Consider the following 14,439-nt stretch of genomic DNA (forward strand, 5'->3'; position numbering starts at 1 on the left):
ACGGGTTCCTGGCCTAGTAACAGTTTTGGTTTGCAGTCACTGCGCCTCGGAAATTGGCCCAGATGGTGAGCGCCACCCTGAATGGGGCAAGCAAACGCGCAACAGGCGCTAAAAATTCAAACTGAGACACGACCTATTGACTTGCATGGGTTGCGGAACGAGACGAGAACGGTTAGAGTACATACACGATTTGTACTGTGAATGAGCGGGCGGTATTTCGGTGGTCAGCGTCTCAGCCCGCCGCGCTTGCCAGCCAGGAAAGGCTTGAGACGAACCGCTATGCTCACCGAAAAGCAGAAAGACCTCCTCCTCTTCATCCATGCGCGCATGCAGGAGCGCGGCGTGCCGCCATCCTTCGACGAGATGAAGGATGCGCTGGATCTCAGGTCGAAGTCCGGCATTCACCGGCTGATCACGGCGCTGGTGGAACGCGGGTTCATCCGCCGCTTGCCGCACCGGGCGCGGGCCATCGAAGTCATCAAGCTGCCGGACAACCAGGTTGGCTTGCCGTCCGCGGCACAGGGTGCCAGCGCGGCCGCAGCACCGCAGCGGGGTTTCCAACCGAGCGTGATCGAAGGCTCCGGGCCGCCGAAGACGAATGTGGCCACGCCGCCGCCGTCGCACGTCATTGACGCGCGGACGGTGTCGATCCCGGTCATGGGCCGCATCGCTGCCGGTACGCCGATCAGCGCCATTCAGAACCACACGCACGACATTGCGGTGCCACCCGACATCCTGACCAACGGCGAGCACTTTGCGCTGGAGGTCAAAGGCGATTCGATGATCGAGGCGGGCATCCATGACGGCGATACCGTCATCATCCGGCGCTGCAATACGGCGGAGAACGGCGATATTATCGTGGCGCTGGTCGAGGGCGAGGAAGCGACGCTGAAACGGCTGCGCAAGAAGGGCTCGACGATTGCGCTCGAAGCCGCGAACCCCGAATTCAAGACGCGGATTTTCGGACCGGATCAGATCGACATTCAGGGGCGCCTCGTCGGCTTGATGCGGCGGTATTGAGGGGCGGTTCGCCGCCATGCGTCGACCGAGCTAGAGCGACGCGGCGCAGCATCGATGGCTAACGACCGCTCTCGGCGTCCGGCTCAGTGAGATCTTCCGTTTCGAGTTCCGCCCCCTCCCCCGGATCGACGTCGGCTGAGGTGCGTGTTTCGGGTTCTGCTTCGACCGTCCGGGCAGGTTCGGCAGCCGGGGCACCCGCCGGGGACGGGGTCTGCAGAATACGGGGTTTCGGCAGCACTACCTGCTTTCGCTCCGGCGTCTCGCTCCAAGGTCGTTCGCCGCGATGGGCCGCGACCGTTTCAAGACGGATTTTGGGCTCCGGACTGTCGTTGCCGCGGTCGACGTAAAGGGCGTAAGCACCATTGCGCCAGCGATCGAAAACGTCGACGACCGTTCGCGGCACGGCGCAATTGCCGGGCTTGGGCGTATCGAGCACAAGCACGTCGGCGTTGAGGCAATCGTCGGTCACGGCAGCGGGATGGCGCGCGACCGCGACGGTCGCGCCTTTGACATGCGCGATGCAGCCGACAGCGTCGCAAGTAAAGCCTTCGCCGGTCTTGGCATCGCGCGCCGTTCGGGAATCGCCGTCGTATTCGAGCCAGCGGTCGAGGTCGTATTTCGTGCCCTTGCCCGGCATGGCGTCGAGCTTGCCCGAGTCATCGCGCACGGCGACAAGCAAACCTTTCTGACCGACCAGAACATCAGGGCGCGGCATCCAAGGCGCAACAAGCAAACCGGCGCCGATAAGTGCAACGCCGAGAAGCCTGATCGGCGTCTGCCAAAGCAAAAACCATGTGCCGCCCGTGAGCATCAGCACGAAAGCCAGTTCGGGGATCGCTGGAATATGTCCGACAGCGCCCGGCAACGCGCCGACTTCGTTCGCACACCACGTCATGCCTTCGATGCCCCAGCCCATCAGCTTCAGGCCGAGCCATTCGAGGCCGAACGGCATCAGCACCATCGCGACGAGCGCCGCCGGCATGACGATCAGGTTGCAGATCGGAATGGCGATCATGTTCGCGAGCACGGCATATTGCTGACTCTGGTGAAAATTATAGGCCGCGAACGGCGCGACCGCGACGCTTGCGATCAACGTCGAGGCGATGATCTCGCCGAAGAAGACGACGACGCGCATGACGGGATGCGGCTTCTGCTCGCGATTGAACAGGCTGCTCAGAAATTCGTGCGAGGCGATCAGCGCGGTTACGGCGGCAAACGACATCTGAAAGCCCGCGTCGAGCAGGCTCTCGGGATAAGCCAACAGAATAAGGAACGCCGCGAGCGCGACGTTGCGCAACGCAAGCGCCGGCCGGTCGATCAGCATGGCGCCGAAAATGATCAAGATCATCAGCGCCGAGCGCACGGTTGCGAACTGGCCTCCCGAAATCGCGAGATAGGCGACCGCGCTGATGATGCCGAGCGCGGCGGCGATCTTTTTGATCGGCATCGTCAAGGCGATGCGCGGGATCGCAGCGAGGATCAGGCGGATCGAAAAGAAAACAGCGCCTGCTGCAATCACCATGTGCAGGCCGGAGATCGAGAGAATGTGAAACAGGCCCGAATTCTTGAAGGCGTTGTTCGTCTCGGCACTGATGCCGCCGCGCTCGCCGGTGATAAGGGCAAGTGCAATCTCGCCGGTTTCGCCAGGAAGCGCCGCACGGATGCGTGCGGCAATCGCCTGACGGATATTTTCGATGGTGCGGCGATACCATTGGACGATGCTATTGGGGTCGAGGTGGCCTTCGATCGTTGGCGCTGCGAATGCGTAGCCGACGCCGCCGACAGATTCGAACCAAGCGGTGCGCGCGTAATCGAAGCCGCCTGGAAGCGCTGGCTTTGCCGGCGGTGAGAGATTGGCTTTGATGCGGATCTTGTCGCCCGGTGCGGCGCGCGTTTTGGACGACATCGTGCGGATGCGCACGACGGCAGGCGTATCGGCTGCAGCGAGATTTGCGATTTTGGGGTTGGCGATCGTCAGCCGCTGGCCACGCGGCAGCTTCGCCTCGACCATTGTCACGGTGCCTGAGACTTCAACGCTGTGCAGCGCCTTGGTCAGAACCGGCGCGCGGACCGCTTCGACGCGCAGCTTGGCGATGCCAAAGCCCGCACCGATCAGAACCAGCGCCATCATCAGTGTCGCGGCGAGCGTGCCGGAGCGCACTGTCAGGCGCAAAATCACGGCGAGTGCCAGCGGCGCGAACGCTACGATCAGCGCCGGCTCCATTGGGAGCGCGAAATAGGCGGCAATTCCGGCACCGAGGCAAACGGGCGCCCAAAGGAAAAAGCTCTGCCGTTCAGCTTCAAACAACAGGGCAGCGCGGCTCATGCCGTGGTCGGCATAGCCTGGAAATGCGACGTCCGGTCCCCGCGCTTCGACCGACATGCCCTGTCCATGACGCATCGGGAACGGGAATTTTCCGCCCCCTTAACTTGTCCCATCTCACATGCTACGAGCGGAGCCTCAATCCCTCAATGGCAGACAGAACAAAAGGTCCAAAGGCCGAGACCATGACACCCAGCGCGCCCATCGTTCGATTTGCACCCTCGCCCACCGGATTTCTCCATATCGGCGGCGCACGGACGGCGCTATTCAACTGGCTTTATGCGCGTGGGCGTGGCGGCCGCTTTTTGCTGCGCATCGAAGATACGGACCGGGAACGCAACAACGAGGCGGCGGTCGCGGCGATCCTCGATGGCGTCAAGTGGCTTGGCCTCGACTGGGACGGCGATGTGATTTCGCAGTTCTCGCGCGCCGACCGGCATCGCGAGGTGGCGAACGAGCTGCTGGCGCGCGGCGCCGCCTATTACTGCTATTCTTCGCCCGCCGAGATCGAAGCGGCACGTGAGAAAGCCAAAGCCGAGGGGCGACCGCAGATTTTCCTGTCGCCCTGGCGCGACCGCGATCCGAGTGACGCACCGAAGGACGTAAAGCCCGCTGTCCGCCTCAAGGCACCGCGCGACGGCGAGACGATCGTCAACGATCACGTGCAGGGACGCGTTGCCTTTCCGAATAAGGATCTCGATGATCTGATTATCCTCAGATCGGATGGCAACCCGACGTACAATCTCGCTGTCGTTGTCGACGATCATGACATGGAAATCACGCACGTCATTCGCGGCGCCGATCACCTGACCAACTCGGCGCGGCAGACGCAAATCTACAATGGCATGGGCTGGACGGTGCCCGATTTTGCGCACGTGCCGCTAATTCACGGCGCGGACGGCGCGAAACTTTCGAAGCGTCATGGCGCACAGGGCGTCGAAGAATATCGCGACATGGGCTATCTGCCGGTGGCGTTGCGCAATTATCTCGTCCGCCTCGGCTGGAGCCACGGCGACGACGAGATTATTTCGACGGAGGACCTGATCCGCTGGTTCGACATCGATAACATCAACAAGAGTGCGGCGCGGCTCGACTTTAAGAAACTTGACGATCTCAATGGCCATTACATTCGCGCGACCTCCAACGATGAATTGGCTGCGCACGTGCGCGGAATGTTGCCGCATCTGAATTTTTCAGCGGTTGCTGAGATCGCGCCCGATCCGAAAGCGCCGCCGCGCTCTGATATTGTGCTTGCGCGCGAAGTTCTGCGCCAGCTTCCGGCCGTGCAGTCAGGAAAAGATCTGGCTGATCTCTTCGCGGCGAAAGGCTGGGATACGTTCGTGCGCGCAATTCCGTCGCTGAAAGAACGCTCGAAGACGCTCGCCGAGTTGGTCGGCGGCGCATTGTTCATTGTCGCCCAGCGTCCGCTGAAGCTCGAAGACAAGGCGGCGAAGCTTTTAAATACAGAGGGCCGTGCTTCGAACGCCGAAGTGGTCAAGCTGCTCTCGGAGGTTTCCGCGGAGCAATGGACCTCGGCGTTGCTCGAAGCCAAGGTGAAGTCCTACGTCGAAGAGAAAGCGTTAAAGCTCGGCAACGTCGCGCAACCGCTGCGCGCGGCGCTGACGGGGCGCGCAGTCTCGCCGCCGGTCTTCGACGTCCTCGAAGTGCTGGGACGCGACGAAAGTCTAGGCCGGATTGCCGATACCGCAGCGTAAACGCTAATTTCCGACTTCGAACGCGATCCTCGGGGCTTGTTCGGAAGATCAACGGGAAACTAGCGAGCGGCCGCACTGTATCATCGGCTTTGCCTTTCAGGATGACCGTATCAGACGGACTGTATCCGGGCTGTTTTCAGCATTCATATCCCACTTAACGATCTCTTGCCGCACCGCAAAAAATCCGGTAAATCCTGGTTTGCCGATTGCTTCTGTGAAGGCCGCCGAACGTTCTCCAGGGTCCTTAAGCATACGGGCCCACCCGTCGGGGAATGCGATAGTTACTTCAGGCGTCGGTAGTGTCTTCCCCGGGGCGAGGTGGCGATCATGAACATCCACGACAAGGCGGCGAAGGGCACAGCGAAGCCCAGCGCAACATTGACGGTCGAGAACAAGCAGGTCGAGCTTTCGGTTCGCTCCGGCACCATCGGCCCGGACGTCATCGACGTCGGCAATCTCTACAAAGAGACAGGCTGCTTCACGTACGACCCCGGCTTCACGTCGACGGCGAACTGCAAAAGCTCGATCACGTATATCGACGGTGACAAGGGCGAATTGCTCTATCGCGGCTATCCGATCGACCAGCTCGCCGAGAACACGAATTTCCTCGCGGTCTGCTACCTGCTGCTTTACGGGGAGCTGCCGACGAACGCCGAGTTCATCAACTTCCGCAAGACGATCACGAACCATACGATGGTTCACGAACAGATGACGCGGTTCTTCACCGGCTACCGGCGCGACGCGCATCCGATGGCGGTGATGGTCGGCACGGTCGGCGCGCTGTCGTCATTCTATCACGACTCGACCGACATCAACGATCCGGCGCAGCGCGAGGTCGCGAGCCAGCGCATGATCGCCAAGATGCCGACGATCGCGGCAATGGCCTACAAATATTCGATGGGCCAGCCCTTCATCTATCCGCGCAACGATCTCGATTACACGTCGAACTTCCTGCAGATGTGCTTCGCCGTTCCGTGCGAGCCCTACATCGTCAATCCGATCATCTCTCGCGCGCTCGATCGCATCTTCATCCTGCACGCCGACCATGAGCAGAATGCTTCGACCTCGACAGTTCGCCTCGCGGGCTCGTCAGGCGCCAATCCGTTTGCCTGCATCTCGGCGGGCATCGCCTGTCTTTGGGGTCCCGCACACGGCGGCGCCAATGAAGCCGCGCTCAACATGCTGAAAGAGATCGGCACGGTTGATCGCGTTCCCGAGTACGTGAAGAAGGCGAAGGATAAGACATCGGGCTTCCGCCTCATGGGCTTCGGCCATCGCGTCTACAAGAACTATGATCCGCGCGCCAAGGTGATGCAGAAGACCTGCCACGAGGTGCTCGACGCGCTCGGCCACAAGGACGATCCGCTCTTGAAGGTCGCAATCGAGCTTGAACGCATCGCGCTGCAGGATGAGTACTTCATCGAGAAGAAGCTCTATCCGAACATCGACTTCTATTCGGGCATCACGCTGCGCGCGATGGGATTCCCGGTCGACATGTTCACGGTGCTGTTCGCCGTGGCTCGCACCGTTGGCTGGATCGCGCAGTGGAAAGAAATGATCGAAGATCCGGAGCAGCGCATCGGCCGTCCGCGCCAGCTCTACATAGGTCCGGCACGCCGCGATTTCCCGGCGGCCTAAGCTTTCACGACAGACAGAACAACATCGGCCGCCGCCTCGCTTGGACTTGAGGCGGCGAGCTGCATTTTGGCGGGCGCCAGCGAGAGGCCTTCGAGCTGGGCTGCGCGTTCAGGTGTTTCGCCGAACAACGGTTTCAGCGCGCCTTCGAGATTTTCCGCCGTGCAGGCTTCCTGTAGAAATTCCGGATAGATGTTCTTACCGATGACGAGGTTTGCGAGCACGACGCTCGGCACCTTCAGCAGGAAGCGCAGGTTCGCGATCACTTTATCGACTTTGTAGGCGACGACCGCGGGCGTCTGCGCGAGCGCCAGTTCGAGCGTCACCGTACCGGAAGCGGCGAGCGCGGCGCGGGCCAATCGCATCGCGGCGTATCTGTCGTCGCTCTCAACGATGTGCGGACGCGGCGTCCAGTTTGCGGTTTTTTCCACGATGCGGTCGCGGACGTGGCGCACCGCTGGAATAACGACTTCGATCGGTCCGATAGTACCGGCCAGCTGCGACACCGCTTCTCCGAAGACGTCGATCAGGCGCTCGACCTCGGATGTTCGGCTGCCGGGAAGAACGAGAAGGACCGGGCGCGTCGGATCGAGATGCAAGCGCGCGGAAAGAGCCGCGGCGTCGGCGTTCTGGATTTCGGCAAGCTTTTCGATCAGCGGATGGCCGACATAGGTGCATGCAGGTCCGCCGAGACGCGCGTGCGCTTCCGGCTCGAACGGCAGCAGTGCCAAGATATGATCGACATACGGGCGCATCTTTTTTGCGCGTCCGGGACGCCAAGCCCAAACGCTCGGGCTGACGTAGTCGACAATCGGGATCTGCGGTGCGCGCTTCCTGATGCGCTTTGCGATTGGGTGCGTGAACTCCGGGCTGTCGATGATGACGACGAGATCGGGCGCGAAGCGAAGCGCGGCATCGACCGTCTGATAGACGCGGCGTACGATGCGCGGCAGCTTCGGCAAGATCGACAGCGGTCCCATGACCGCGACGTCTTCGATCGGGAAGATGGACGAGAAACCTTCGCGCGCCATATCTTCCCCGCCGACGCCGGCAAAGATGATGTCGCCTGCGTATCGCTTATTCAGCGCGTGGATCAGTTTTCCGCCAAGTGCGTCGCCGGAATGCTCACCCGCGACGACAAAAATCTTTAACGGTCGCGATGTCGATTGCGATGTCATCGTTCGAGCCGTGCCTCGTGCGGTTGCCGGTGCTGCAGTCGTTGCGACGAACATCGCTAATTCGTTTGCCGCCGTGATGACAGGCGGAGAGATTACTGCTTCGGTTGCGACGACGCCGAGAAGATGCGCGGCGTTGGCGACCTTTATGAAATCTGGGGTGAGAGCTTGCCCCGCGCCGACGACGACCAAGCCGCGCCGCTTGGCATTGTTGCCGCGAAGATCGCGAACACGGGCGATGACGTCGGACGGGCCTTCAGTCGTGCCGACAGCGAGTACGCGGCCACGGTCGATGACGACGGCTGATCCGCCGCCGAAATGTTCGAGGGCCGACAAAATGCCCGCAGCGCGCGTCACGTCTTTATCGGCTGCTTCGTAGGCGGTCATATGACCAAGCGTGGTCATGCGCGATGACGGCGGATTCGCAGCAAGCGGGGTGCGCTCGCCATCTTTCACGCCGGTCACGAAATGGCCTTGCGCATCGGCGCCCGCGATCATGTCGTTGCGATTCACGGCGATGACGTGGTCGGCCATCACGGCGATGCCTGCCAATCCGGCTGCGGCGGCATTCGCGACCGTATCGGGTCCGATGGTCGGAAGATCGACGCGCATGTCCTGGCCGGGCTTCGGGCGCTTGACGAGTACGCCTGCGCGTTCGCGCATTCCATGCGCAGCCCGGCGTTCGGCGACGCGCTTCAGCATGCGATCTGTGCCTTCCGCGCCTTCGATGGCTTCGATCTCGCCACGCGTGACGACGACAGCCTGGCCGATATCGTAGCGGCCGAGCGCGGCAACGAGATCGAACCCACGGGCGATGTCGGCAGTGTCGCCATCGGAGGGACGCGCTTTCGTCAGGCCGCCTTCGGCAACGATCAATTCCGGTGCGACATCGCCGACGCTCAAGATGTGAAGACCAAGGGCTTCAAATTGCGCGAGCACGCCGCGCAGCACAGCATCGTCACCGCCTGCTTTCAGCAACTTCACGACGGCCGGGACGAGACGCAGAAACGTGAGATCGGGACGCGCCGTGGCAAACGATGGGCGGCCGTAGCCGCCAATGAGCACGGCGTCAGTGATGCCAGCATTGCGGAACGCAGCCATCGCGCGACCGGGCTGCGCCCAATTGACGGTCGTATGTGGAAAGGCCGCTAAGGCCGGATCGGCTGCGCCTTCGACCATGACAACGTGAACGCTGCCGCCTTGACGCGCGATGCTGCGAGCGACCTCAAGCGGCAACGATCCTGAGCCAGCGATGATCCCGATGCGCTTCGTCGCCTCGCCCATCGCGCGTAAGCTCAGTCTTCAGCGCCGTTCTTCGGCGTGCACAGAGAACGTTTGCCGCCCTGGCGGATGAAGGCCAGGATTTCCTGCACGGAGGCGTGGCCCGCGAATTCCTCGGCGACGTCTTCCATGCGTTCTACGAGCGTGCCTTCGGCCGCGAACAGCAGGCGATAGGCGCGGCGGAGATCGTGGATGTCGTTGCGCGAGAAGCCGCGCCGCTGCAAGCCGACGATATTGAGGCCCGATAGATAGGCGCGATTGCCGAGCGCCATGCCGTACGGAATGAGATCGTTCTCAAGGCCAGACATGCCGCCGACGAAGGCGTGATGACCAACGCGAGCGAACTGGATCACGGCTGCGCCACCGCCGATAATGGCGAAGTCGCCGACATTACAATGGCCCGCTAGCATGACGTTGTTCGAAAAGATGACGCCATTGCCGACGCGGCAATCGTGGCCGACGTGGCTGTTTGCAAGAAACGCGCAGCCGTTGCCGACTGTCGTCACCGAGCCGCCGCCTGCCGTTCCGGGGTTCATCGTCACGCCTTCGCGGATGATGCAATCGGAACCGATGGACAGCGAGCACGGCTCGCCCTTGTACTTCAAATCCTGCGGCTGATGGCCGATCGAGGCGAACGGAAAGACGCGCGTGCCCGCTCCGATGTCCGTCGTGCCGGCGACGACGACATGGCTCACGAGCTCCACGCGCTCGCCGAGCTTGACCTCGCGCCCGACGACACAGAACGGCCCGATCTTCACGCCGGGCGCAAGCGAGGCGCCGTCTTCGACGATGGCCGTCGGATGGACTTCGACCTCAGCCATTCTGGCTCGCAAATGCGCGGGCGTCGGCCGTGTCGGCGAGCATGGCGCTGATCTCCGCCTCGGCGACAACCTTGCCGTTGACTTTGGCTTCGCCCTTGAAGCGCCAGACGCGGCCGCGATTGCGGACCTTCTTCACGTGAAAGTGGAGCTGATCGCCCGGTAGAACCGGCTTGCGGAACTTCGCGTTGTCGATGCCCATGAAGTAGACGAGTTCGGCCTTGTAATCCTGACCGACGTTCGAGACACAAAGCGCGCCTGCCGTCTGCGCAAGGCCTTCGATGATCAGCACGCCCGGCATGACCGGAAACTGCGGAAAGTGCCCCTGGAAAAACGGCTCGTTGATCGTCACGTTCTTGACGCCAACGCAGCTTTCATCGCCGTCCATATCGTAGATGCGATCGACGAGCAGGAACGGGTAGCGATGGGGCAATAGCTGCATCACGCGATTGATATCCGCGGTCCCGAGAACCTTGCCCGCTGGTGCCTTGCCTTCCATCGTCGTCTGCTCCAAAAAATTGTGACTGCACGGGCGCACCCGCCGACTTCGAATTGTCAGCTTGCGTCCGAGCCTGACGATCCGTCGTCATGACTTCCCTTGTCGCGCGCGACAAGCCGTTTGATCATGGCCTGCTCGCGCGCGGATTCGCGCAACGGCTTTGCCGGTGTGCCGAAGTATCGGCCGCCCGCCGCGAGATCGTGCGTCGGATGCGATGCCCCGCCGACCTGCGCGCCACTACCGATCTTGATGTGGCCGACAGTCCCGGATTGACCGCCCATGACGACAAAATCGCCGAGTTCGGTCGAGCCCGAGATGCCGCACATCGCAACGATGATGCAGTTGCGGCCGATCAGGACGTTGTGCCCGATCTGGCAGAGATTATCAATTTTCGTCCCCTCGCCGATGATCGTATCCTTAAGGGCGCCGCGGTCTATGGTTGTATTTGCCCCTATCTCAACATCATCCTGGATGATGACGCGACCGATCTGCGGAACTTTCAGATGTCCACCGCGGCCCATGGCGAAGCCGAAACCGTCCTGGCCGATCCGGACGCCGGAATGAATTATGACGCGATCGCCCACAAGAGCGTGGGTGACGGTCGCCAGCGGGCCGATAAAGCAGTCCCGTCCGATCGTTACCCGCGCGCCGACGACCGCACCTGCGGCGATGCGAGTGCCGCTGCCGATCTGCACGCCGGGTCCGATGATGACGCCCGGCTCGATGATGACACCGGCCTCGATCTTGGCGGTCGGGTCGATAGGCGGCGCGCCTACTGCAGCCACCATGGGTTGCATAGCGCTTGGATAAAACAGCGCCAAAGCCAAAGCAAAGCCGTGATAGGGCTGCGGCGTGACTAGAGCCGTCGTTCCGGCCGGCACGCGATCGGCGAGTGCCGGACTAACCAGACAAGCGCCAGCGTTCGTCGTAGCCAGCTGCGGCAGATATTTCTTATTGTCGATAAACGACACATGCGTGGCCGCCGCTTCGACGAGCGGCCGTACGTCGTCGATCAGGGCATCGGGATTTGCCCCTTCAGCCAATTTTGCGCCTGCCGCCTTTGCGACTTCAGACAGCGTATATGGCCCGGTGCGTTCGAAAAAACCGGGATGCTCCATGGCGCCGCCTCCGGCACGTCGTTGTTTCAGATGATTGGTGTGGGGACGTTGAATGAACGACCTGAGAGATAATGGCAAGCCCCTGAACGGAATTGCCCAAAGCTGTATTGCCTGATCGACAAAAAGAACGGCGCCTGTTGGGGCGCCGTTCTCAAATTTATCATAATTTCAAACCGTTCGCGTCCGGATCTTAGAACCTGGACGAAGCACCGAAGCGGAAGAACTGCGTCTGGTCGTAGCTTTCCTTGGTGAGGACCTTGGCAAAGTCCATGCGAAGCGGTCCGACCGGCGAGTTCCACATGATACTGCCACCGACCGACGAACGAATGGCGCTGCTATCCTGCAAGCAGGACTGACCGTTCTTCGCTACGCAGCCATCAAGCGCGTCGTGGGCGCCGCCCGTCGCATCCCAGAGAGAGCCCGCGTCGGCGAAGACCGCACCGCTGAGACCGATGTCCTCAGGAACGAACGGCAGCGGGAAGCGGATTTCCGCAGTTGCCGCCCAGTATTTCTGACCACCGAGCGCGTCTTTGTTCGACGAATTGATGTCTCGCGGACCGAAGCCAGAGATATCGAAACCACGAACCGTCTCGCCGCCTTTGAAGAAGGAGTCGAGCAGGCGGACATCTTCGCCGCCCCAGCCCTGGATCACGCCGCCAACTGCGCGGCCAACGAAGGTGATCTTGTCGGTGATCGGGTAGTAGTAGCGACCTTCCGCATTGACACGCCAGTATTGTGCGTCACCGCCGAGACCCGCGAAGTCGTTGGCCAGCTCGATGTAGTAGCCGTTGGTCGGGTTACGCGCATTGTTACGCCGATCGTAGCTGATGGTCGTGCCGATGAGCGACGTCCAGTAACCCTTATCGGTACAACGGAACAGGCCGTTCTGGTCGGTGCCGCCGTTGAAGTTCGCACCGCAGGCTTCCTTAATGGCAGGCGATGCCCAAGACGTAACGTCGAAGATCTCATCGCGAGACAATGCGTAGGTCGTCTGCATCCAGAGATGCTCGGCAAGCGGGAAGCCCAGACGAACGTCACCGCCGATTTTGCGCTGTTGGAAACCTGACTGATCAGTGTAGTCGAGCTGTTTGAAGAACAGGTCGAAGCCCGCGGCCAAGTTACGATCAAGGAAGCGTGGCTCGGTGAACGAGAAGTCCACCTGCGCACGCTCGAACGAGCCAGCAAGTTTCAAGCGGACGTACTGTCCATTACCGAACAGGTTGCGCTCGGAGATCGAGACGTCGCCGATGACGCCTTCACTCGTCGAGTAGCCCGCACCGAACGAAAGCTCGCCGGTCGACTGTTCTTGCACCTCGACGTCGAGGATGACGCGGTCGGGTGCGGAACCGGGACGGCGCTTGATGTCGACGCTCTTGAAGAGGCCGAGTGCCTGCAAGCGCTTCTTGGCGCGATCGACCATCAACGCGTTGAACGCGTCGCCTTCTGCAAGGCGGAATTCGCGACGGATCACGAAGTCTTTCGTGCGCGTATTGCCGATGACGTTGATGCGCTCGATGTAGATGCGCGGGCCTTCGTCAACGACGTAGGTAATCGCAATCGTGTGCGATGCTGCATCAGGGATCGGCCGCGGACGAACGCGCGCGAAGGCATAGCCTTGGTCCGCGATGTCGAGCGTCAGCTTTTCGGACGTCTTGTCGATTTGCGAGGCGTCATAGACCTGCCCCGTCTGCGTCAGGAGATCGCCCGTCAGCGTGCTGGTATCGATTCCCGGAAGCGAGCTTTCGATGTTGATGGCCCCGAACGTGTAGGGCTGACCTTCCTCGATAGCGAAGGTGATGATGAAACCCGTGCCGTCCGGATCGATTTCGGCGTTAGCAGCCGTAACGGACGCGTCGGGATAGCCGTTCTTGAGGTAATACTGACGGATGAGCTCGCGGTCGAGGTTCATGCGGTCAGGATCGTAGATCGACGTTCCCTTGAGGAAGTCGAACCAGCCGACCTGCGTCGTCGAGATGACGTCGCGCAACTGGCTGTCGGAGAACGCGTGGTTGCCGACGAAATTGATGCCTTTGACCTTCGTAGCCGCACCTTCGTTGATCTCGAAGACGAGGTTTACGCGATCCTGTTCAAGCTGAATGATCTTCGGTTCGACGGTCGCGGCGAAAAGGCCCTGACGGCGATAAACGTCAAGAATGCGCTGCACATCGGCCTGAGCCTTGGCGCGCGTGAAGACAGAGCGGGGTTTCAACTGAACTTCGCCGACAAGCGTGGCCGTATCGACCTCGCTGTTACCCTCAAAGGCGACCTGGTTGATGACCGGGTTTTCCTTCACGGTCACGACAATCGTCGTGCCCTTGTAGTCGATCGAAACGTCAGCGAAGAGGCCGGTTGCGAAGAGAGCCTTGATTGAGGCGTCGACCTTCGAGGCGTTGTAGGGATCGCCAGCGTTGAACTGCAAGTAGGAGCGAACAGTCTCCGGCTCCACCCGCCGGTTACCGATAACTTCGATATTCTTGATCACGCTTTGAGCGAACGCAGCACCCGACGTCCAGGTTGCATCCACCATCGCGACCATCGGCGAGAGGACAAGAAGCGCCAGTAAGAGGCGCAATCCCGCCAGGATGATCTTGAATTTCTGCATACGCGGAATTGCCCCCGTGTGCCGCCGACCCCCAAATTCACATGCGCGCTGTCGGCGGCAGCGTCACACTCATGCGTCTTCTTTTTTCGTCGTCTTTTTGTCGTTCTTGTCGGCTCGTTTCTTATTGGTCTTGTTCGTGGTGACGTCCCAGCTCTGCGACAGCCTCTCCCGTCTGACTTCTCTTCGGCCCCCCGAGTCGAAATCATAACATGCTGCGCAGGATACCGCTTTTAACGATTCAGAAAGCCCTCGA

9 protein-coding genes and 1 pseudogene are annotated in these 14,439 nt (G+C 61.1%); 3 read left to right on the forward strand and 7 right to left on the reverse strand.

What is annotated here, in order from left to right; all coding sequences use genetic code 11:
• The first annotated feature begins 279 nt into the window (after window positions 1-279).
• Window positions 280-1,020, forward strand: a complete 741-nt coding sequence (gene lexA / locus RLW41_RS01505) for a transcriptional repressor LexA (RefSeq protein ID WP_414463204.1) — start codon at window positions 280-282, stop codon at window positions 1,018-1,020.
• Between the two features lie 58 nt (window positions 1,021-1,078).
• Here lexA and RLW41_RS01510 read toward each other — a convergent pair whose 3' ends face one another.
• Window positions 1,079-3,421, reverse strand: coding sequence for a ComEC/Rec2 family competence protein (locus RLW41_RS01510; RefSeq protein WP_414463205.1), 2,343 nt, complete (start codon window positions 3,419-3,421; stop codon window positions 1,079-1,081).
• Between the two features lie 71 nt (window positions 3,422-3,492).
• Here RLW41_RS01510 and gltX point away from each other — a divergent pair, with 71 nt between their 5' ends.
• Together gltX and gltA are read left to right on the forward strand one after the other, a co-directional pair.
• On the forward strand, window positions 3,493-5,058 hold the full coding sequence (gene gltX / locus RLW41_RS01515; protein ID WP_414463206.1) for a glutamate--tRNA ligase: 1,566 nt from the start codon (window positions 3,493-3,495) through the stop codon (window positions 5,056-5,058).
• 327 nt (window positions 5,059-5,385) lie between these two features.
• Window positions 5,386-6,696: a citrate synthase gene (gene gltA, locus RLW41_RS01520; protein ID WP_013948475.1), complete on the forward strand. Its 1,311-nt coding sequence runs from the start codon at window positions 5,386-5,388 to the stop codon at window positions 6,694-6,696.
• On the opposite strand, the gene lpxB is transcribed toward gltA, so the two are convergent.
• The 6 genes and pseudogenes from lpxB to bamA form a co-directional block, all read right to left on the reverse strand.
• Window positions 6,693-7,871 (reverse strand): lipid-A-disaccharide synthase, encoded by a 1,179-nt coding sequence (gene lpxB / locus RLW41_RS01525; RefSeq protein WP_414464638.1) that lies wholly within the window; start codon window positions 7,869-7,871, stop codon window positions 6,693-6,695. The two genes, gltA and lpxB, sit on opposite strands and share 4 nt — an antisense overlap.
• Window positions 7,872-8,342: 471 nt before the next feature.
• A pseudogene (locus RLW41_RS01530) lies at window positions 8,343-9,152 on the reverse strand (LpxI family protein); the annotation flags it as partial.
• A gap of 11 nt (window positions 9,153-9,163) precedes the next feature.
• Window positions 9,164-9,970: an acyl-ACP--UDP-N-acetylglucosamine O-acyltransferase gene (gene lpxA / locus RLW41_RS01535; protein ID WP_013948477.1), complete on the reverse strand. Its 807-nt coding sequence runs from the start codon at window positions 9,968-9,970 to the stop codon at window positions 9,164-9,166.
• Window positions 9,963-10,466, reverse strand: coding sequence for a 3-hydroxyacyl-ACP dehydratase FabZ (gene fabZ / locus RLW41_RS01540; protein ID WP_013948478.1), 504 nt, complete (start codon window positions 10,464-10,466; stop codon window positions 9,963-9,965). The genes lpxA and fabZ overlap by 8 nt, the downstream gene beginning before the upstream one ends.
• 56 nt (window positions 10,467-10,522) lie before the next feature.
• Complete coding sequence (gene lpxD / locus RLW41_RS01545; protein WP_409560573.1) at window positions 10,523-11,584, reverse strand: UDP-3-O-(3-hydroxymyristoyl)glucosamine N-acyltransferase; 1,062 nt, start codon at window positions 11,582-11,584, stop codon at window positions 10,523-10,525.
• 190 nt (window positions 11,585-11,774) lie between these two features.
• Window positions 11,775-14,186, reverse strand: coding sequence for an outer membrane protein assembly factor BamA (gene bamA, locus RLW41_RS01550; RefSeq protein WP_414463207.1), 2,412 nt, complete (start codon window positions 14,184-14,186; stop codon window positions 11,775-11,777).
• Window positions 14,187-14,439 lie beyond the last annotated feature (253 nt).

It is taken from the genome of Hyphomicrobium sp. DY-1, assembly GCF_047497105.1.
Lineage (GTDB): Bacteria > Pseudomonadota > Alphaproteobacteria > Rhizobiales > Hyphomicrobiaceae > Hyphomicrobium_B.

What these genes read in the sequence shown, in the direction of transcription:
- lpxA (WP_013948477.1), bottom strand. Translation starts at nt 9,970, where the DNA reads ATGGCTGAGGTCGAAGTCCATCCGACGGCCATCGTCGAAGACGGCGCC.
- lpxD (WP_409560573.1), bottom strand. Translation starts at nt 11,584, where the DNA reads ATGGAGCATCCCGGTTTTTTCGAACGCACCGGGCCATATACGCTGTCT.
- gltX (WP_414463206.1), top strand. Translation starts at nt 3,493, where the DNA reads ATGGCAGACAGAACAAAAGGTCCAAAGGCCGAGACCATGACACCCAGC.
- lexA (WP_414463204.1), top strand. Translation starts at nt 280, where the DNA reads ATGCTCACCGAAAAGCAGAAAGACCTCCTCCTCTTCATCCATGCGCGC.
- RLW41_RS01510 (WP_414463205.1), bottom strand. Translation starts at nt 3,421, where the DNA reads ATGCGTCATGGACAGGGCATGTCGGTCGAAGCGCGGGGACCGGACGTC.
- gltA (WP_013948475.1), top strand. Translation starts at nt 5,386, where the DNA reads ATGAACATCCACGACAAGGCGGCGAAGGGCACAGCGAAGCCCAGCGCA.
- fabZ (WP_013948478.1), bottom strand. Translation starts at nt 10,466, where the DNA reads ATGGAAGGCAAGGCACCAGCGGGCAAGGTTCTCGGGACCGCGGATATC.
- bamA (WP_414463207.1), bottom strand. Translation starts at nt 14,186, where the DNA reads ATGCAGAAATTCAAGATCATCCTGGCGGGATTGCGCCTCTTACTGGCG.
- lpxB (WP_414464638.1), bottom strand. Translation starts at nt 7,871, where the DNA reads ATGACATCGCAATCGACATCGCGACCGTTAAAGATTTTTGTCGTCGCG.